The sequence below is a fragment of the Glaciimonas soli genome (genome assembly GCF_009497155.1).
In the GTDB taxonomy this organism is placed as follows: Bacteria; Pseudomonadota; Gammaproteobacteria; order Burkholderiales; family Burkholderiaceae_D; genus Glaciimonas; species Glaciimonas soli.
On the sequence record NZ_WINI01000002.1, the window covers coordinates 1 to 20,258 of the forward strand.

The window sequence follows — 20,258 nt, forward strand, 5'->3', positions numbered from 1 at the left end:
GCAATCTCAGGCCTTGCCTCAGGTAGTCGATAAATTGCAGGCGATGATGGCGCAAATGGAGGGCATGAGCCAACAGCTGAATCAGCGCTTGCTCAGCAATCAAGAGGACTTTCACAGCAATGTCAAAGGCGTATATACCGATCTGGCATCCGCAGTAGACCAATCCCTGCGCGAGAGCTTGAGCCGGAGCGCGCATGCTACCGGCGAAAGTATCAAACCCGTGTTCGAGGCGGCGATGAGCGGGATCGCAAGTGAAGCGAAGTTGATGCACGAGCGCATGGCCGATGCGGCGCAGACGCAACTCGACGGACTTTCTGCACGGTTCAGCGTTACCGCCGCCACCGTGGCCGAAACCTGGACAGCGGCGCTCAGGAGCCACGAACAGGCAAGTAGCAGCATGGTCACCGGCGTGGGCCGTTCACTGGACGCATTCAACGAAACATTCGAGCAGCGTTCGGGCACCCTCGTAACTATGGTCGGAGAGACCTACGCCAACCTGCAGACCAATCAGGCAGAGCGCGACAAACAGCGGCAGCAGGCGTGGACGCAATCGTTGGAAGCCATGGCGGCGGCGCTCGCTCACGAATTGCAACAAACGAGCACGCAAACGCTTACTCAGCAGCAGCAAATTTGCGACACCTTGACTCAGACCGCGCAACACTTCACCGAACATGCGCAGACCAGCGCCAGCAATACACTAGCCGAAACAACCCGCTTGATCGCTGGCGCTGAAGAATTAATGCGCTCCCGCATCGCCTCCGAAGCGCACTGGATCGAACAGCACAGCGAACGCATGAATCAACTGGCCGGCGTGTTGCGTACCGAACTGGGCGCGCTCAAAGAGGAAGAAGTCTTGCGTGGCAATGCGGCGGTTGAACGGCTGAGCCAATTGCAAACTGCGCTGACAAGTCATTTGACCACGCTGGGCACCGCGCTGGAAGAACCGATCACGCGACTCATACAAACGGCCTCGGAAGCCCCGCGCGCCGCGGCAGAAATCATTGGACAATTGCGCCAGGAAATCTCCACCAGCGTTGCGCGCGACAACGAGCTGCTGGAGGAACGCAGCCGCATCATGGAAACACTCAATGCCCTGCTCAATGCGATCAATCATGCTTCCGTTGAACAGCGCGCCGCGATCGACTCCCTTGTGGCCTCCTCGGCGGTGGCGCTCAACGCTGCCGGCAACGCGTTTTCGGATAATGTCGCCGTCGAGGCCGCAAAACTCTCCGACATTGCCGCACATGTTACCAGCAGCGCTGTCGACGTATCGAGCCTGAGTGAAGCCTTCGGTTTTGCCGTGCACTCGTTCAATGAGGCCAATGAAAAGCTGATCGCCAACCTGCAGCGCATTGAAGGCGCGATGGACAAATCCATGCTGAGAAGCGACGAACAACTCGCCTATTACGTAGCCCAGGCGCGTGAAATCATCGACTTGAGCATGATGTCGCAAAAAGAAATTTTTGAAGAGCTGCGCCAACTTCCGGCCAAGCAAGCTTTGTTGGCTGAAGAGGTCAAATAATGCATAACAGTGTGGATGACAGCGACGCCGACATGGAACACACGGCCCCGGTCTGGGCCGTTTTTGGCGACCTGATGTCAGGCTTGCTGGGCGCTTTTGTGCTGATATTGGTCGGCGTGGTGGCTGTTCAAATGGAATTGACATCGCACCTGCAAGACGAAGTGAAAAAGCGCCATGTCGAGGAGCAGCGCCGCATGAGTCTGGAAAATGCCTTGGCGATTCCGCTGGCATCGGGGCGCATCACGCTAAACAACGGGCGCATTGGCATCAGTGGCCAGGTACTGTTCGCACTCAATTCGAACCAGTTGCAGCCTGAAGGTCGGCAACTATTAAATAGCCTGGTCCCCCCGCTGCGGGCTTATCTGACGACACGCGATGAACTGCTGATGGTGAGCGGGTTTACCGACAACAAGTCCATACGGGGCGGCCCCTTCGCCGACAATTGGGAATTATCGGCCCAGCGCGCGTTGACAGTCACCCGCACCTTGATCGACGAAGGGATGCCGTCCTCCATGGTATTTGCGGCAGCCTTTGGTGCCGAGCAGCCGGTAAGTCCCAACACCGATGACGCTGCGCGCGCGCAAAACCGACGGGTGGAAATGGCGCCCGTACCGAAAACCTCCAACGAAAAAACTCCGTCCCATGAATGAAGTGGATCGCAGGGAAATCACGGAGGCGCCACTCGATTCATCCCCTGATTTCAACACGCTAATCGCTTCCCTGCGCACAGCAGGCGCGGACCAGTTCGATCCCGTGCGTCTGCACTATATTGAAGTGCTGGCAAAACGCGCAATAGCGCATCGGGGGAACGTCAAACGCATGCTCGATGCCAAGCTGGCGCAAGCGCTGGCGGCGTTTAAAGAACGCTTTGATTTGGCCAAAGGTGATGCCAAGGAAACCGTCGCCGGCAGTATGCAGCAATATCCGCATGCCGCCGACGATCTGCAACGACTTTTTGCCACAAGCAATTTCAAAGAATTACGACGATTTATCACTACTCTGCAGACCCGCGAACAATGCGCAACTTTGAGCGCACTGGTGCGCCAACTTGAACAACACTCTCCGGAAAATTCTGATGGACGTTTGGAGGGAAATGTCGGAGCGCGCTCTGAACTGAAAACCATACGGAATTTCAGAAATACCTGGTCAAAACTGAGCGTCGACAAACAGATGGCACAAGCACTTGAGCAAGCTCCGAAGAATGCCGGACCGATTAATTCCCACATGCTGGTGCTGCGCTCACTGGCATTGATGCGCGATATCTCACCCGACTATCTTAACCGGTTCATGTCTTATGCGGATACCTTGTTATGTCTCGATCAATGCGAGAAAGAAAAACTGGACAAGCCAAAAAAACGCCAGATAGCGAGGGCGGGAAAAAATAAAGCGCAATGAAGTGCGCAAATTTCCCATCATTCCAGAAACCGAATGCCCCCGCTTGTTGGCGCTGATTGAATCGTGACCCAACTGGGCTTTGTTGCACAAATCGCAGCTTAGCCTGACGAAGTTTACTGAGATGCGTAAACTGTAAGGATGACAAAACCTGCTCCCGCGACATACCGTACGACCAACTGGAAATAATACAACGCTGCATTAAAAAATCGCGGCTCCTTGCATGTGTGGCTAGACAACAATATGCAATGACATGGTCAGCCCTCAGGTTGTCGTGGTCGGGTACAACAATTTAGTGATGCCGCCATCCAATTTTGCCTGACAATCAAAGGACTATTTGGTCTGGCACTGCGCCAGGCAATTGGTTTTATACAGAGTCCTTTGCAGTTAGCCAAACTGGATTGAGAAGTCCCAGATTACAGCACAGTATGCCGACGGCAGAAACATTTACCCGTCATCATCCCGCGTCACAGCAGTCGAAATGGATTGCATTTATTAGTCGATAGTACCGGTATCAAAATGCTAGGCGAAGGCGAGTGGAAAACCAAGAAACACGGCGCTGACTATAGACGACAATGGCGTAAAGTGCATCTGGGCATTGATGCCGAAACGATGGAAATACGCGCGATAGAAATAACCGATAACAGCGTCGGTGATGCACCCATGTTGCCGGAATTACTCAAACAAATTCCAGTGAGCGAAACCATCTGCGCTGTCAGTGGCGATGGTGCTTATGACACCAAAGGCTGTCACACTGCGATTGCGGCACGTGGCGCTGCAGCGGTCATCCCTACGCGTAAGAATGCGCAGTATTGGAAAGAAAATACGGCGGGTGCCAAAGCAAGAAATGAAACCTTACGCGCCACACGCTATCTAGACAGAACGCTGTGGAAAAAGTGGAGTGGCTACCATCGCCGTAGCTTGGTTGAAACCAAAATGCGTTGTTTCAAATTGTTGGGCGAACGCGTGATGGCTAGAGAATTTGAACGTCAGGTAGCTGAGCTGCAAGTGCGCGTAGCTATCCTTAATCGCTTCACGCGATTAGGGACACCTGACACCATTCGCGTGATCTGAGTTTGTGGGATATGGGGTCATTGCGCTCTGAAATTTATTTGTGCAACAAGGCCTGTACGTTATATACCAATCCGATTGAAGTAGCATATCGCCCTATTGGCGCAGTTTCGGGAGGTGCCAAGTCCAGGCTATGATCTACGGGCTCCCCCCCCTGTCATTCCTGCATTATTGTCAATTACTCCATAAAACCTACTATTTTAACCACGCACAAAGAAACTTTCTTGACGGATATCATGCAAATTCCGTAGGGCAACGTAACAATCGGCATTGAATAGCCGATAGAATATAAATAATGTAAATTTGTTGTCGATGATTGCAAAGATTACATGGAATATTTTGGGCCACTGAAATGCATAACTCATCAGGTGCACTTGCCGATATAGATCCGGTATCAGCCGGATTCACTATAGACCGGGATGGTTTTGTTTCTTACAAAGACTCACTTCTTTTTTTGCCTCCCAAGGAACGCGGGGCCTTCCGTCTGTTGCTAAATGCTTGGCCGAAAGTCGTTTCAAAAGACGATTTTTCAAAAAATGTCTGGGCTGGGCGCATGTCAGATGAAAGTCTGGCGCGCTGTATTACGCAACTACGTCGAACTCTCTCCAATCTTGGCGTGGTGGCGATTGATGCCTTTTATGGACAAGGCTATCGTTTGGCGATTTTAGCGGATAAAGTGCGGCGATTATCGCTTGTGCCGGCGATGGTTCACTCTCCCCAGAAATCCGATGTGGCAAAGCCGCATGCTGCACTAGTCGAGGCTTGCATTCACGCTCGGCAATTACTTGAACGTCGTTCGCCGGATGCCTTTTCCCAAGCGGAAGCTATACTCAAAAATGTCATCTCCAAGGCCCCCGACTATATGATGGCCAAACTGTTGCTCGCACAATACGTAGCCGAGCACGCATTTTTCGATGGGAATATACAGCGCTCACAAATCGACGATGCTCTTGGCGAATTAAGATCCGTTCAAGATGCCGAACCCTATTTGCAAGGCCTGCAATCAGTGACAGGCTACCTTCTTGATTGCAAGTGGCATTTCGATGAGGCTAGGATGGCGCACGAACAGGCGTTGCAAATGTCTCCGGATGATGACGTTGCCTACTCTCGTTATGGCTTTCATCTATTAAACAGTCAAGCTCCATCTGAGGCCATCGGCGCTTTTCGTACTGCGGTTCAACTTAATCCATTCTCGCCAACTGTCGCCGTCGGATTAGTACGTGCATACGCTTTTGCCAATATGGATCCAGTCGAAGTGCTTGCTCAAGCACGAAGCGTATATTCATCTCATCCAGATAGTCCGGTCACCTATCTAAATCTACTCTACACGCTAGCCTGGATAGACCCGCAACCAGAAATCGCACATGCTGCGCGTCATTTCGTGCAAAGAGACCGCTATGCACATGCCTTCGCGTCAAGGGTCGTTCCTTACGTACTTGCGCGTTGCGGCGATCATGCGGGAGCATTGGAAATTATTGAAAACGATGGCAGTATTCATGGAGTACATTCGGCGGCTCTAATTGCCATGGGAATGCTCGACGAGGCGATGACGAAAGTGAAGAGCGCAGCTGAAATCAGATTTGGTATCTTGCCTTTGACACTCAGCTTTCCAGAATGTGCAGAGTTGAAACAACATCCCGACTATCCTTGGGTGTATGAGAAAGTATTTTCCCGTATACCCAGAAAACAAATTTAACGGCAATCTGAATATGACGTTTTTCGTGGACCAATTAGTATTGGGCTAATGGCATGGACGTCCTCTCTCAGAAGAGGTGGAGAAAACTAGATGAGCTTGGGAAGTTATAGTTTTCAGCGGCTAAATTGGGGGGTGGCTCTAGCTTCAGCCATAGATGGCGGACGCGGATTCGATTCCCGCCGCCTCCATCATTACAAACCACACCAGACCACTGCAGTGAGACAGGAAGCATATCTTTGTGCCAAATGCAAAGATATGCTTCCTTAATAAAGTGCAAAACTATGCTTCCCACTACCCGGGTAGTGGAGTTCAGCAAACTCATTTTATTAAAAAGTCCTGTAAGCAGAGAATTGAAAATTCTTGTGTCAGTGGTTCGATTCCGCCCTAGGCCACCAGGATATGTGTATTACAGAATGCCAACCTTCACGGATCACAAAAAACGGCGTAAAAAAAGAACTTGATCGCGTCATGTCGATCAAGCTCTTCGATGTCACGCTAATATTGCTACCGGACCGGTTAAGCCGTGCGTTTCACCAGATTATGCGGATCGATCACAAACTTCTTCGGTGCACCGGCATCGAATTGCTCGTAACCTTGCGGCGCATTGTCCAACGTAATAACTTCGACGCCGACGATGTCGGAAATATTGATCCGGTCCCACAGGATGGCCTGCATCAGTTGCCGGTTGTACTTCATCACAGGCGTTTGACCGGTGTGGAAGCTATGCGACTTGGCCCAACCAAGACCGAGGCGTATGCTCAGGCTGCCTTTTTTGGCAGCGCTGTCGGTTGCGCCCGGATCTTCAGTAACGTACAGACCAGGAATCCCGATCTTGCCAGCGACGCGGGTGATTTCCATCAATGAGTTGAGTACCGTGGCTGGCGCTTCGGCCTGGGCACCAGCGTGACCATGACCACGCGCTTCGAAACCGACGCAATCAATTGCGCAATCGACTTCCGGGGTGCCCAGAATCTGTTCAATCTGATCGCTCAGCGTGGCGTCAAGCGATAGATCGACCGTTTCAAAGCCGACATTGCGGGCGTGTATCAAACGCAAAGGATTCACATCGCCGACGATCACTACCGCCGCACCCAGTAAGCGCGCAGACGCTGCCGCAGCCAGTCCGACCGGACCGGCTCCCGCCACGTATACCGTGGTGCCAGGACCAACACCGGCAGTGACCGCACCGTGATAGCCGGTTGGCAGAATATCGGACAAGCAGGTCAAATCGCGAATCTTGGACATCGCCTGTTCTTTGTCCGGGAAGCGCAACAAATTGAAATCGGCATAGGGCACCATCACGTATTCCGACTGGCCGCCGATCCAGTCGCCCATATCGACATAGCCGTAGGCGCCACCGGCACGCGCCGGGTTAACCGTTTCGCAGACACCGGTATGCTGTTCCTTGCAGGTACGGCAGCGACCGCAGGCGACGTTGAATGGAACCGAGACCAAATCGCCCTTCTTCAGGGTCTCCACATCCGAGCCGCATTCAATTACTTCACCGGTAATTTCATGCCCCAATACCAGGCCAGTTGGCGCAGTAGTCCGGCCGCGCACCATATGCTGATCGGAGCCGCAAATATTGGTTGAAACAACCTTCAGAATGACGCCATGTTCAATCTTCCTCCCTTGCGGATTGTCAAGTTTTGGAAATGGAATCGAATGTACTTCGACTTTACCGCCACCGACATACACCACACCACGATTTTCTGACATATGATCTCCTTCTGATTCGAATCAGAGTTGGTATTTACCGCTATACAAGTTTCACCAAAATCAAGTATCAAGGTGAATCAGGCTAACGGCTCGTTCGGATTTTCTGTCACCGCAACGGCGGCAACGGAAAGCATTAATTTGCACAAAACATATTTGAGATCTGTTGCCCCAGCTACGCTGACTTGAACGTAAAATGCGTAGAGAAACCAGAATGTACTTTTCAGTACCATAATGATTTTGGGCACCGTTTAGCAGTAAATCACGTCCGCCCAGCGAGATAGTAAAACGGACTCTTAGAATGTATGACGGATGCCGCTCATGATGCCGACCTGACTCATCCCGACACCCACGGTACCGCCGCCGTCCAGTGAGACCGCTGCCGAACCGCCATTCCGCATATAGCCAAGCGAGGTGTACAAGGCCGTGCGCTTCGAGAGGTTGTAGGTCACGCGCATAACCTGCATGGTAGAGACCTTGTTCGTACCCCTGACATTCAGGCGCAGAATCTCTCCGTCCAGCACTAAGGTATTATTGAACGGGTAACTGACGCCGAAGTAATACATATCGGAATTGGTCTCGACTGCAGCTTTTATCCTGCGGTCTAGCAGGCCGCCGCCAATCTTAGCCTCGTCCAACATAAAATAACCATTCAGGGAAATGCGCTGATCGCTGTAACTGCTGTTGGTTAAGGGAGCGGCGGCACCGGGGCCGCCATACATGATGTCGTAGGCAGCGGCAACCCCGAACGAGGTAGTGTCGTAAGCCAACATACCGGTCATCTGACGGCAGGCTTGCGCATTGCCTGCTATTTCACCGCCGCAATTAGTCGCAGCCGGACCGCCTGCAGAAGAGCTATCGCGTCCGAAACTATAGGTTGCGCCAAGCGTGGCACCCGAGAAAGTGCCGAGGTAACCGATTGCGTTATCGCTACGGGCATTCGGCAAATAAGCATCAAGACTGCCTGTGCCATAGAGATTCGCCCCCAAAATATCCGCTTTGAGTGAAGCGATGTAGGTCATATTGACCTGGCGTCCCAACATGATGGTTCCGTAGGAGTTCTTCAGGCCGACATACGACTGGCGTCCAAATAAGCGATTACCCTGGCCCATTGTGCCGGTATCCGGCAAAAAGCCCATTTCCAAGACGAACAGAGCCTGCAAACCTCCACCCAGATCCTCGTTACCTCTGAAGCCGAGGCGAGAAGGATATGTCCCGGTCAGCCCCGGCTCTTTGACTGCCGAATCACTCGCTGCATTGACATGAGTCACATATTCAACACTGCTATCGATGAGTCCGTAGACCGTCACCTGCGACTGCGCCAATACGGCGGCCGAACTAAGAATTGCAGAAATCCCGACTGCAACACGTACTAAATTGCTCATTATTTTGTCTCCTACTTTGATTTAAAACAATCTTTTTTATTTTCTGTTTTTTGCGAAATTAGCTTTTTAAGGTGCTATCGCCCGTATCTGTTTACCCTGATGAAAGGCGCTCAGCCACTGGATTTTCGCAACAGTAAGACGAGTATGAATTTTCCGAATAGAAATAACTAACGAAAAAATCATATTTTGATATTCTGTTTAGGAATATCAAAATATTGCATAAAAAATCAGAGGAGTATGGAGCGACGTCCTGAAGTCGGCATCGAATCGTCCGATGTCAACATTGTCATCTGCAGGCGAGATACAAAACTGATCGAATCGGAGCGCAACCTAAAGTGTTCGTACGCGTTGTACGATTTAGAGAGGGAGAGTGTTCTTCCCCAAAAATCGATGCTAGCTTCAAGCATCGTCCTCATCTCTGCTTTTTGCACAAATCCTTGATATTCCAATAAAGAATATCAACGGAAAATATTTTCACTAGTTCTTTTGATCCGGCATACTCATACTGGATTTTCGGTTGCGGAAGTCTACAACTAGAACGCTTTCCATCAGAGTAAGCAGATACCAAGGAGACAAGTTTGAAACACCCCGCTACGGCTAATCTGTCGGAAGTCATCGATAGCCAACATATCAGTGCTTTCCAATTCCGCATTTTCTGCCTTTGTTTCCTGTGCCTGCTGGCCGACGGCTTTGACGCCCAAGCACTTGGGTATGTCGTTCCAGCTATCGGTAAGAGCTGGGGTATTTCGCCAGCCGCATTCGCGCCGGCCTTTTCAGCCGGACTGATCGGCATGGCGATCGGTGCAATCGGACTCGGCTCGTTGGCCGATTACATCGGTCGCCGCAAAATCATTATCTTATGCATGGCAATGATCGGCGTCTGTACGATGTCAATGGCATCTGTCGACACGATGAACGAACTGATCATGTTGCGTGTACTTGCTGGACTTGCGCTCGGTGGCCTACTCCCCAACATCTTCGCATTGGGCTCCGAATATAGTCCGACTCGCCGTCGCGCCATGACCGTCATGATTATTTCCTGCGGCATTTCACTTGGTTCCGCATTGGGGGGAGTGACTGCCGGTGCATTGCTACAAAGCCGTGGATGGCCCATCATATTTCAAATTGGCGGGACGATGCCGCTGGTGTTGGCTTTAATGATGCTCATCTGGTTGCCTGAGTCGATCAGCTATCAGGCAATCCGAGATGTTAGTCGCCAAAAGTTGGTTCACCTTATGGCAAAAATATGTCCGCATTTGGAATTTTCTCCCGATACGCGCTTTGTCGTGATCGAGCAACGGGCGCCGGGTCTCACAGTAAAACATCTCTTTGCTGAAGGTCGTGCTTTCGCGACCATTTTGATTTGGGTTGTCTACTTCATGTGTTTGTTGGAAATTTACTTCTTTGCCAGTTGGCTGCCGACCCTGCTGCATAAATCAGGTATATCTCTTGAAATGTCGGTCTATGCGACTTCAGCGTTGCAGATCGCTGGCACTGTTGCCAGCCTTACTCTTGGCATCGTTCTTGAGCGCTTCAATCCCGGTTTCGTTCTAGCGCTGCTCTATATGCTAGGAACAATTGCGATCTTTGGTGTCGGTGCCTCACTGGAGAATCCTATTCTGCTGATCATTGCCACTTCCTTTGCGGGTGCCGGCATCATCGGTGGACAAGCTTGCACTCACGCGATCGCAAGTCGGATATATCCCACCTCCATGCGTTCGACGGGCATTGGCTGGGGATTGGGAATTGGCCGGATCGGCTCAGTGATCGGCCCGATCATTGGCGGTGTCTTGCTCTCCCTCAACTGGTCTGCCGACCATATGTTATACGCCGGAGCGGTACCGGCACTGCTGGCAGCGCTAGCGGCAGCCGGATTATCGTTCACATTCTCCCGCTTTGGTCGCTCTGGCAAGATAGCCACCCAGCGGATCGAAAAACAGCCGACAGAATTCACCGAATCTGTCTCAACCAGTACGCGTCACTAATCCCCATTTTTCACTGAGAAAGGAAATTTCCAATGAGTAACCCAGAATCAAAAGATGTTTTGCGGCCTCCAAAGGTCAGTTATGCGCGTATCGCCACCGAGGAAGCATTCGCCCCGGCGGAACTGCTGACGATTTACAAGAAAATTTTAGCCGGCAATGACCCTGACCCGGGTTTTGTCAGCTTAATGGGTTTCTACATGAACAGTCCAAGCGCACGGGCACGGCACATCATTGAGTGCCTAACTGATCTCGGCCAAAAGCGTCTGCAGCATATGGATGAAGCAGGCATCGACCGCCAGATAATTGCTCTGACATCGCCCGGCGTGCAAATCATGGATACCGAAACTGCGGTGTCGTTTGCACGCGTGGCCAACGACGAGCTCGCAGAAGCCGTACGTAAACATCCAACCCGTTTTTCGGGGATGGTCGCCGTCGCGCCACAGAATCCGGCAGAGGCCGCGAAGGAAATTGAACGAGGTATTCAAAAGCTCGGTCTGACAGGCGTAATCGTCAACTCACATACCCACGGCGAATATTTGTCCGACCCGAAATTCTGGGAAATATTCGAAGCGGCAGAGGCGAACGACACACCTATTTACATCCATCCGAGTACTCCCCCGCGCAACATGATCCAACCGTTCCTGGAATGCGGACTCGATGGAGCAATTTTTGGCTTCGGCGTAGAGACAGGATTACATGCGCTACGCATCATAACGGCCGGCGTATTCGATCGTTTTCCGAAGCTGCAAATCATCCTCGGCCACATGGGCGAAGCATTACCGTTCTGGGCATATCGCCTCGATTACATGCACCGGGCAACCGTCGTATCGGAACGCTACCAGAGTATGAAACCGCTCAAGAAGAAACCCAGTGACTATTTGCGCGAAAATTTTTACTTCACCAACAGCGGCGTAGCATGGGAACCTGCGATCAAATTCACCCAGCAGGTGATCGGCATGGACCGCGTAATGTACGCGATGGACTATCCGTACCAGCATGCGATTGATGAAGTCATCGGCCTTGACGGCATGGCAATGGACGCTGCAGACAAGAAGCGATTCTTTCAGACCAATGCCGAAAATATTTTCCGGTTGACGAAATAAATTTCGCCAGGCGATGGTTACCGACGGTACGAGGAACTAGCAGCAGCAACGGATAGCCATCGCGGAAAAGAAGCAAAGCCTCTATATGGTTATTCATTTGGAGGCTGCTGGCAAGATAAGCAAACGCTGCATACTGCGAGTCGGGCCAGCATTGCAGAATAATAATCAGGTGTGGGACTCAGAGTTATTTCTGAAACGGGAGTCGCGGAATGGCAACCACCTCCTTGAGAAGAGTGATGAATATCTGCGTTGCAAGGGTAGGAGACCGATGCGCTGAAACCGAATAACCGACTTCCCCGAAGCTGCAGTGGCGATCAATCGGCAACTTTACCACTAGCCCGGCTGTACAGAAAAGCTCTGCCAGCCCGGCCGACATGAAAGCGAGCGACTGCTGATCCAGCAGAAGGCCGATATTGGTAATTGGGGACAAAGATTCGATTATGTTGGATGGCAGGAGCAGTCCCGCCTCACGAAATAGCTTGTCCACTTTGCCTCTTACCAGCGATTCATGTGATGGAATGACCCACGGATAAGGAAGGAGTTCCTTGAGACTGAGAACTTCCCGTTCGGCCAGAGGATGTTCGCTGCCGGCGATGATGCACAAGTCATCGTTGTAGAGTACATGGTGAGTGACTTGCTCATTTACATTGAAGGAAGGCGGAGGAATGGCACCGATGACAATGTCGACTTTGCCGGCGACGAGGTAACCGAAAAGTTGACTGCGATCGCCAACCGAAATTGATACGTTGATATTGGGATGACGTTCGCGTAGCAGATGCAATGCATCCGGCAGAAACAGTGAAGTCGCCGTAGTCAACGTACCAATGATGACGCTGCCCGCCTCCCCTAAGCGCAAGGCATTCAGCGAATCAGTCATGAAACGTACTTCAGCGAGAATGACGCGCACATGTTCTTCCATGCGAAAACCGACTTCGGTCGGGCGAACGCCGCGGTTTGTGCGCTCAAATAGCTTGGCATCAAAGAACACTTCAAGCTCGTGTATCGCCTTCGTGACCGCCGACTGGGTCATGCCAAGATGTTGTGCGGTGGTTGCGAATGAAAAAGTTTTGAGGGCGCTCTCGACGATCATCAATTGACTTAACCGTAATTTTTTGGCCATTCGCAGTGGCGAATAGGCATGCATAGAAGCCTTGCCAGAGTGTGTCTTCAACGTCGGGCTATAGATCATCAGTAACACTCCAGGAAATCAATCTAATGTCTTTAACATTTTATAGTATTAACGCCGCATCAAATGCCGATTTAAAAAAAATCAAGGCCGACAATGTCGAGCAAGATGGCCTTGGCTTGCCACGGCGGTATTGGGCGGTCCTCTCGATTTTACTGGGAACGTTTCTAGGGAATCTCGATGCGGCAATCGCGAACATCGCGCTGCCTACTATCGCGCACGATTTAAGCGGCACACCAGCCACGACATTATGGGTCGCCAATGCTTACCAGTTGGCGCTTGCGATTTCAGTGCTGCCGTTGGCGGCACTGGGGGACATGATGGGCCACAAGCGCATTTACCTCACCGGAGCGATCGTCTTCACCCTAGCCTCCATCATCTGCGCGATTGCACCATCGCTTCATATATTGATCATCGCTCGTGCAGTACAAGGGTTCGGCGGCGCATGCATGTCGACGGTTGTACCGGCTCTGCTGCGGTCGGTTTTTCCGCAAAAAATCGTTGGCCGCGGTATCGCGTTGCTCGCCCTCACCGTGGCGCTGTCGGCTGCACTCGGGCCGAGCGCAGCAGCGTTGATCCTGTCGATCGCCAACTGGCATTGGTTATTTGCCGTCAATGTGCCGCTTGGAATATTGGTAGTAACACTGGCGACGATAATATTACCTCGCGGTCGTGGCGTGCATAGAGCATTCGATTCAATTGGTGCAATTCTCAACGCTCTCGTATTTGTGTTCCTGATTATTGGCGTGGCTGGATTGGGCAATCCTGCCGGCGACACATCAGCGACGATCGAAATTGTGGTGGCACTGGTGCTCGCCATCATTCTGATTCTGCAACAGCGCGCCCATAAAACGCCGCTCGTGCCAATTGATTTGCTCCGCATCAGGCAATTTACGCTGGCGGTGCTGACTTCCATCTGCTCCTACATGGCGCAGACGATCGCCTATGTCTCGTTGCCATTCCTTCTTGAGCATCAATTTGGACGAAACGAAGTGGGTACAGGTCTGCTGATGACGCCTTGGCCATTGGTCATTGTCTTCGTGGCGCCACTCGCCGGACGATTGTCTGACCGCTTTGAGGCTCGTAATTTAACTACTATCGGGCTGGCAGTACTGGCGCTTGGCCTGAGTCTATTAGCGGCGTTGCCGGCTGACGCAAGCTCCGGTAGCATCGCTTGGCGGATTGCGCTATGTGGCATCGGTTTTGGATTCTTTCAGACACCAAACAACCGGGTTCTCCTGACTTCAGGGCCACGCGAACGCAGTGGTGCGGCAGGCGGAGTGATGACAATGGCGCGGATGATTGGAATGACAATGGGTGCGGCATTGGCCGGGTTGATGTTTAAACTTAACGCCGGTCACGTATCGCAAGCCGCGCTGATGCTTGGTGCCGGATTCGCGGTCACCGGAATGGCAGTGAGCCGAATCCGGGGATAGCAAGCTCCCGTGAAAATTGAACATAAGAGATGACTGCTGCACCACTTTCCCCTCGGGATTATTCAAAAAGCAGCTGGACCATCCATGTTGATGAGGACGCGACGAAAAAATCGCGCAAGCAAGAGACCATGAAACAGCGGTTTTGATGCATGGAAACCGGCTGGTCCTTGGGCGGTCTATTGTGCAAATTTGGCTGCTTTCCCGCTCGAATTGGTCGATGACGTCAGTCCGTACACTATGAGAAGGACGCTCGGTACAAGCCGTACTGAGAAGTACGTTACGATCAAAGTAGCTCCCCTAACTCAAATGGGCTTTGTTGCATAAATCAAAGGCAATCCGCAATATCCCCATACCCCGCAAACTCAGGACACACGAATGGTGTCAGGCGTACCTAATCGCGTGAAGCGATTAAGGGTGGTCGCACGCACGTGCGGCTCTGTTACCTGACGATCAAATTCTCTGGCCATAACGCGTTCACCCAATAATGTAAAACAACGCATTTTGGTTTCAACCAAAATGCGACGGTGATAGCCTCTCCATTCAAATAGCCCTTTGATCGTCAAACAAAACTGGATTGCCGCATCGCTAAATTTTTGTGTGCGATCACGCTTACCTTCTGCTTGACCATGCCACCGCATATTTTTGTCCAGCCACACATGTAAGAAACCACGATTTTTTAACGCAGCGTTGTATTGCTTCCAGTTGGTTGTACGATATTTGGCAGGGAGGGGGGGTAGGTCTTGTCATGCACGCAGTTTACGCATCTCAGTCGAATTCGCCGTGCCAAGCAGGGATTTGTGCAACAAAGCCGTGGCACATCAAAATGGTTTCTTCGCACCTTTATAGGACTGCTGTTTTAAGTGCGCCTAAATATTAACATATCATGAATATGTTATATAAATATATGTGACATACCAATGTCATGTCAGCGTCATAAACGAGCACTATACTCGCCCCGATCATTTGATTTATTGACATAACTGATATCGCCGTGCGCGGAATATATCCAAGCCAGCTATGCCCACTCAACTAGAATATCGACCAAAATTTCCAATAATGCGTCCGACAGCAAATTTCCACCATACCGATCTTGCCTACTCTGTACGGAACGGCCATGTAGAGTGTATACATAGCGGTTCTGTAGCCGTCGTGGATAGCACTGGCCGTTTAATCGCCTATGCTGGCGACCCAACATCCTATGCATTTTCCCGTTCTACCTTGAAGCCATTTCAGGCACTACCATTTGTACAATCTGAAGGCATCGAACAATTCGGCCTTGACCAGCGACAAACCGCGTTAATGTGTGCGAGTCATTCCGGCGAAGAGATGCATATCGCTGCGGTGAGCGACATGTTGGAGAAATTCCGTTGCACGGAGCCTGATCTGCAATGTGGCTGCCATTTGCCAAAACGCTACCGAGATGGTGGTATTCCGCCAGCTGATTTCAAAGCTGATCAACGTCACAATAATTGCTCTGGAAAGCACGCAGGCTTCCTTGGGTATTGTCGTTTACATGATTTGCCACTTGCAGATTATCTCGATCAATCGCACCATCTCCAGCGTGAAATCATTAAGACCGTCGCACGATTGGCTGATTTGGATGAATCCCGGATTTGGCTAGGTACGGATGGATGTAACGCACCTAATATCGGTTTGCCGTTAGCGCGCCTAGCATGGCTGTGGGCACAGTTTGGCAATGCTCGTTACGATGGCACTGACGACCAGCGAGCGATGGCCGTGCTGGCAGACGCCATGCTGGCTTTTCCGGAAATGTTCTCTGGTGTCGGACGGCTTGACAATGCACTGACGCTACTTGGTAAGGGGCGATGGATTAGCAAGACAGGTGCGGACGGCGTGCGTTGCATTGGCATGCGCGAACAAGGACTAGGTATCGCTCTCAAATTGGCGGACGGTAATTCAACAGTGGCGGACGCGGTCATCATCGAGGTTATGCGTCAGCTAGATGCGTTTAGCTCTAAGGATTATGAAGCACTCAGCACCTGGGGCAATCCAGTCATTCGCAACTGGGTCGGTCGCGAGGTTGGTGCATTTCGCGCCGAGTTCGATTTGAGGCTAGTCTGAATTGAAGATCAATGCCCTCACGAGCACTCCCGCCTCGCCTTCGGAGTCCGCCTTGGTATCGCTTCGTGGCGTAAACAAATTCTTCGGCCAGCGTCAGGTGCTATTCAATATTGATCTGGATGTGCCAAAAAGCGAGGTGGTCGTCATTATCGGACCGTCCGGCTCAGGTAAATCGACACTGTGCAGATGCATTAATAGGCTTGAAGTAATCAACTCAGGCGATATTTTCGTAGATGGAATACGGCAACCACTGGAAGGTCGCGAGTTAGCGCGGTTCCGCGCAGATGTCGGTATGGTTTTTCAATCTTTTAACTTGTTCTCCCATCTGACTGTGCTGCAAAACATAACCATCGGACCGATCAAGGTTCTTCGTCAAAGTACTGAAGAAGCAGAAGTTAAAGGGCGTGAATTACTCCGAAGAATTGGCATCAACGATAAAGAAAAAGCATATCCGTGGCAACTGTCTGGCGGTCAGCAACAACGCGTTGCGTTAGCTAGATCGCTGGCGATGAATCCCAAGATAATGCTGTTCGACGAACCTACATCGGCACTGGATCCTGAAATGATCAAAGAAGTGCTAGCGGTGATGATGGATCTCGCTAAGACCGGGATGACAATGCTGGTCGTGACACACGAGATGGGTTTTGCCCGTAAAGCAGCTGATCGCGTGGTGTTCATGGATGAAGGACGGATCGTCGAAGAAGCGGCACCGGAAATTTTCTTTAACTCCCCACAAGCTGAGCGCGCTAAAAATTTCCTGTCAAAAATAATCGATCACTAGAAATTTTTTCAGTTGAGCTAAAAGAATATCCAGAAAATTAGCTTGAATAGTCCATGGCATTTACATTTGAAAAAGGTAATTCAATGAATATCAGAGTAGTAGGTACAGCGATTGTTGCGGTAGGGTTTATGTTTTTTGGCATCGCGAAAGCAGCAGATTTCCCGGCTGGATCCACGATGGAAGCGATCCACAAAAAGGGAAAATTGGTGGTAGGAACCTCGTTGAAGTTGTCTGGTTTTTCCATGCAAAATCCGGTCACTGATACAACCGAAGGATTCGAAATTGATTTGGCGCGATATCTGGCGGAAAAACTGACCGGTTCAGCAGATAACGTGGAATTTGTCGCTGTGATCAGTCAGAATCGATTGGCTTTTGTGCAAACGGGACGTGTCGATGTGGCGCTCGATACGGTCACAATTTCTGACGCGCGTAAAAAGATTGTCGGTTTCGCCGGTCCATACTTTCTCGCAGGTCAGGATGTCCTGCTGGCCAAGGACAATCGCACTATTCATAGTGTCAGTGACCTGAATAACCAATCTGTTTGCGTAGTAACCGGTACCGATGATGGCGTAAATCTGCTTAAGGTGGCACCCCAGGCGAAGTTGTTTTCGCTAGCGGACAAAAACAGTTGCGCCGAAGCGGTTGCTGACGGACGTTACGTTGCCGAAGTCGATGATTCGGCGCTCCTGGAGCCATTGGCGAAGTTGCAGCCGGCTAAGTTGAAAATGCTTGGCAAACCGTTCACGACTGAACCCTATGGCATCGTTGTCAAAGTCGATGATACGGTGTTCCGTAACTGGATCAACACGCAGCTGGAGCAAAGCATCAAAGACGGCACCTGGATGAAATCCTATAATAAAAACCTGCGGGATTTCGGTGCCGCCCGAATTCCGGTTGTAGACCGCTACTAAAACAGAACATACCCTCATCCCTTTATTAATCGTGCGGCCGATTGTCGGGATCACCACTAGGGATCGTGACGGAGAATAGAATTGAATCTGTTTTGGGAATACGTGTCGCGCCTGCTTCATAGCATGTGGACAACGATAGAGTTAGCTTTTTTGTCACTCATGCTGGCCTTCCTGGTCGGGCTGATACTGGCCATCATGCGGGTCGGTCCATCCGCCCCATTGCGCACTTTCGCTGCGTGCTATGTCGAGTTGATGCGAATGACCCCCATCCTGGCGTTTCTCATTATGGTCGTATGGGGTTTGCCTAAACTCGGATGGATGTTTTCAGAATTCACATCGTCGTTGCTGGTACTTGGTTTCTATACTGCAGCGTGGATTTCTGAAGCATTTCGATCGGGCATTGATGCGATTCCCCAAGGACAGATAGAAGCTGCTCGCAGCATTGGCATGACTTTCTGGCAGATTCTACGTCACCTCGTTATCCCGCAAGCGGCACGTACCGTTATTCCCTCACTGAGCGGGCTAGTCATTGTTCATATCAAATCGACTTCGGTTGCCGCGGTGGTTGGCGTGCTCGAAATTACGGAAACGGCGCAGTTAATTAACGTTGAGTCCGCTCAATGGCTATGGTTTATTGGTGCGATCTTCGCCTATATGTCATTGACGATACCTACCGGATTGATATTCCGAGTGCTTGAACGGAAGATGGCGATTCGTCGATGAGCAAAACGACTCTGTTATATGAACCCGCCGGTCCGAAGGCGACCCGTCGCAATGAAATTTATACATGGACAGGTCGACTATTGATCGTTAGCCTGACTGGCGCTATTGCGCTGCGTTTAGCTGAACGTGGCCAGTTCGACGCCGTTCACTGGGCAGTTTTTTCCAAATTGACCGTGTGGAAATTTTTGTTCATCGGTCTATTAGGAACCTTAAAGGCCGCGGCATTGAGCACCATTTTTTCATTAGTGCTCGCGTTTCCTATCGCCTTTGGCCGACTCTCGGAAAATTTTTGGTTTAAAAAATCGGCAGAAATGTATATCTCTCTTTTTCGAGCGATTCCTTTGCTATTGCTGATTCTGTTCATGACGGTGCTGCTACCGGTCTTTGGCTTTGCATGGCCGGGTCTGGCATTTCTGGTGATCGCGATGACGCTACATCACTCTGCATTAACCGCGGAGATTGTGCGTTCCGGTATTTTGTCGCTAGAGCGGGGGCAGCGTGAAGCCGCGCTATCGATCGGTATGAATACACTTCAGGCGATGTCTTTCATTATTCTGCCGCAGGCGCTCAAACGCATGATGCCGACGCTCATCGGTCAATTTCTTTCTGTCGTACAAGATACATCACTCGGTTACATTATTCCGTATAACGAGTTATTACGTAGCTCGCAGTTGATAACGAGTTATGCGCCAGAAACCTTACTATCATCGGCGTTTATTTCTACGATGCTGTACGGCATCGTTAGTGCCGCATTGCTTTACTTGCAACGCTCTCTGAAGTTCAGAACAATCATCACTTAACGCGAGAACTTGTCCGCCAGATTCTCTATGAGCAAGTCCATCGATATACAAAAATAAAGTACGAGGTCGTTTCATGTTTGAATTCGACCACTATATCGGTGGTGAGCGAATCCGCGCTAGAAAGTACCTTCCGAAAGCTTGGACTCAAGCCGAAGCGGACGCCTTGACAGAGCAGAATCAGCGCGCCTCTGCGCAGTCGCGACGAACGTTACGAAGTCGAACTACTTGATCGAAGACGCAGTTAATATCTATGTAAAAGAACGAGTACCACTTCTCAAATTGGGCGCGAACGTTATCCGAATAGCGTTTTATTCTGGACTACGGTTAGCGTGAACACGCCCCAACACAAAATGTAAGCTTGATCGTAATATAGGCACGTTTATTGTTTATTTCAGCACATGGAGTTGCATGTTCCAAATGATGGCGGCCTTGTTAAATTTTTTGCCAGTCAAGATTGACCAGAAAAATC

Annotated in this window: 15 protein-coding genes and 3 pseudogenes; 13 read left to right on the forward strand and 5 right to left on the reverse strand. The window is 50.9% G+C overall.

Annotated features, from left to right (window positions below; translation table 11 throughout):
• The 5 genes and pseudogenes from GEV47_RS05810 to GEV47_RS05830 form a co-directional block, all read left to right on the forward strand.
• Positions 1-1,522 (forward strand): DUF802 domain-containing protein (locus GEV47_RS05810; protein WP_153233812.1); only part of this gene is annotated, 1,522 nt, incomplete at its 5' end.
• Positions 1,522-2,172: an OmpA family protein gene (locus GEV47_RS05815; RefSeq protein WP_153233813.1), complete on the forward strand. Its 651-nt coding sequence runs from the start codon at positions 1,522-1,524 to the stop codon at positions 2,170-2,172. The genes GEV47_RS05810 and GEV47_RS05815, both read left to right, overlap by 1 nt.
• Entirely contained in the window at positions 2,165-2,917 is a 753-nt protein-coding gene (locus GEV47_RS05820) for a DUF2894 domain-containing protein (protein WP_194270592.1), read from the forward strand. Before GEV47_RS05815 ends, GEV47_RS05820 begins: the two co-directional genes overlap by 8 nt.
• Before the next feature lie 138 nt (positions 2,918-3,055).
• Positions 3,056-3,988, forward strand: a pseudogene (locus GEV47_RS05825) (IS5 family transposase).
• A gap of 313 nt (positions 3,989-4,301) precedes the next feature.
• On the forward strand, positions 4,302-5,681 hold the full coding sequence (locus GEV47_RS05830) for a winged helix-turn-helix domain-containing protein (protein WP_153233815.1): 1,380 nt from the start codon (positions 4,302-4,304) through the stop codon (positions 5,679-5,681).
• Between the two features lie 516 nt (positions 5,682-6,197).
• Here GEV47_RS05830 and fdhA read toward each other — a convergent pair.
• Positions 6,198-7,400, reverse strand: coding sequence for a formaldehyde dehydrogenase, glutathione-independent (gene fdhA, locus GEV47_RS05835; RefSeq protein ID WP_153233816.1), 1,203 nt, complete (start codon positions 7,398-7,400; stop codon positions 6,198-6,200).
• A 293-nt stretch (positions 7,401-7,693) separates the two neighbouring features.
• Entirely contained in the window at positions 7,694-8,782 is a 1,089-nt protein-coding gene (locus GEV47_RS05840; RefSeq protein ID WP_153233817.1) for a porin, read from the reverse strand.
• Between the two features lie 578 nt (positions 8,783-9,360).
• Between GEV47_RS05840 and GEV47_RS05845 the strand changes: the two genes are divergently transcribed.
• Both GEV47_RS05845 and GEV47_RS05850 read left to right on the forward strand, forming a co-directional pair.
• Positions 9,361-10,767, forward strand: coding sequence for an MFS transporter (locus GEV47_RS05845; RefSeq protein WP_153233818.1), 1,407 nt, complete (start codon positions 9,361-9,363; stop codon positions 10,765-10,767).
• 32 nt (positions 10,768-10,799) lie between these two features.
• Positions 10,800-11,870, forward strand: a complete 1,071-nt coding sequence (locus GEV47_RS05850) for an amidohydrolase family protein (RefSeq protein ID WP_153233819.1) — start codon at positions 10,800-10,802, stop codon at positions 11,868-11,870.
• Between the two features lie 184 nt (positions 11,871-12,054).
• On the opposite strand, the gene GEV47_RS05855 is transcribed toward GEV47_RS05850, so the two are convergent.
• Entirely contained in the window at positions 12,055-13,059 is a 1,005-nt protein-coding gene (locus GEV47_RS05855) for a LysR family transcriptional regulator (RefSeq protein WP_153233820.1), read from the reverse strand.
• A gap of 26 nt (positions 13,060-13,085) precedes the next feature.
• On the opposite strand from GEV47_RS05855, the gene GEV47_RS05860 reads away from it, so the two are divergent.
• The gene (locus GEV47_RS05860) at positions 13,086-14,492 is read left to right on the forward strand and encodes an MFS transporter (RefSeq protein ID WP_153233821.1); all 1,407 of its coding nucleotides are present in this window, start codon (positions 13,086-13,088) and stop codon (positions 14,490-14,492) included.
• 362 nt (positions 14,493-14,854) lie between these two features.
• Here the strand turns inward: GEV47_RS05860 and GEV47_RS19920 are convergent.
• A pseudogene (locus GEV47_RS19920) lies at positions 14,855-15,031 on the reverse strand (IS5/IS1182 family transposase); the annotation flags it as partial.
• 3 nt (positions 15,032-15,034) lie between these two features.
• Positions 15,035-15,211, reverse strand: a pseudogene (locus tag GEV47_RS19925) (transposase); the annotation flags it as partial.
• Positions 15,212-15,548: 337 nt separating this feature from the next.
• Between GEV47_RS19925 and GEV47_RS05870 the strand changes: the two are divergent.
• From GEV47_RS05870 to GEV47_RS05890, 5 genes are all read left to right on the forward strand, one after another.
• A complete protein-coding gene (locus GEV47_RS05870) occupies positions 15,549-16,574 on the forward strand; it encodes an asparaginase (RefSeq protein ID WP_153233822.1) in 1,026 nt (341 codons plus the stop codon).
• A 52-nt stretch (positions 16,575-16,626) separates the two neighbouring features.
• On the forward strand, positions 16,627-17,355 hold the full coding sequence (locus tag GEV47_RS05875; protein WP_153233823.1) for an amino acid ABC transporter ATP-binding protein: 729 nt from the start codon (positions 16,627-16,629) through the stop codon (positions 17,353-17,355).
• A gap of 83 nt (positions 17,356-17,438) precedes the next feature.
• Positions 17,439-18,266: a transporter substrate-binding domain-containing protein gene (locus GEV47_RS05880; protein ID WP_194270594.1), complete on the forward strand. Its 828-nt coding sequence runs from the start codon at positions 17,439-17,441 to the stop codon at positions 18,264-18,266.
• An 81-nt stretch (positions 18,267-18,347) separates the two neighbouring features.
• Positions 18,348-18,989 carry an amino acid ABC transporter permease gene (locus GEV47_RS05885; RefSeq protein WP_153233825.1) on the forward strand — a complete coding sequence of 214 codons (642 nt, stop codon included), beginning with the start codon at positions 18,348-18,350 and terminating at the stop codon, positions 18,987-18,989.
• Positions 18,986-19,789: an amino acid ABC transporter permease gene (locus GEV47_RS05890; protein ID WP_153233826.1), complete on the forward strand. Its 804-nt coding sequence runs from the start codon at positions 18,986-18,988 to the stop codon at positions 19,787-19,789. Before GEV47_RS05885 ends, GEV47_RS05890 begins: the two co-directional genes overlap by 4 nt.
• The last annotated feature ends 469 nt before the right edge of the window (positions 19,790-20,258 follow it).

Coding starts and splice junctions, on each gene's coding strand:
- GEV47_RS05815 (WP_153233813.1), top strand. CDS start 1,522: ATGCATAACAGTGTGGATGACAGCGACGCCGACATGGAACACACGGCC.
- GEV47_RS05820 (WP_194270592.1), top strand. CDS start 2,165: ATGAATGAAGTGGATCGCAGGGAAATCACGGAGGCGCCACTCGATTCA.
- fdhA (WP_153233816.1), bottom strand. CDS start 7,400: ATGTCAGAAAATCGTGGTGTGGTGTATGTCGGTGGCGGTAAAGTCGAA.
- GEV47_RS05840 (WP_153233817.1), bottom strand. CDS start 8,782: ATGAGCAATTTAGTACGTGTTGCAGTCGGGATTTCTGCAATTCTTAGT.
- GEV47_RS05850 (WP_153233819.1), top strand. CDS start 10,800: ATGAGTAACCCAGAATCAAAAGATGTTTTGCGGCCTCCAAAGGTCAGT.
- GEV47_RS05855 (WP_153233820.1), bottom strand. CDS start 13,059: ATGATCTATAGCCCGACGTTGAAGACACACTCTGGCAAGGCTTCTATG.
- GEV47_RS05860 (WP_153233821.1), top strand. CDS start 13,086: ATGTCTTTAACATTTTATAGTATTAACGCCGCATCAAATGCCGATTTA.
- GEV47_RS05870 (WP_153233822.1), top strand. CDS start 15,549: ATGCGTCCGACAGCAAATTTCCACCATACCGATCTTGCCTACTCTGTA.
- GEV47_RS05880 (WP_194270594.1), top strand. CDS start 17,439: ATGAATATCAGAGTAGTAGGTACAGCGATTGTTGCGGTAGGGTTTATG.
- GEV47_RS05890 (WP_153233826.1), top strand. CDS start 18,986: ATGAGCAAAACGACTCTGTTATATGAACCCGCCGGTCCGAAGGCGACC.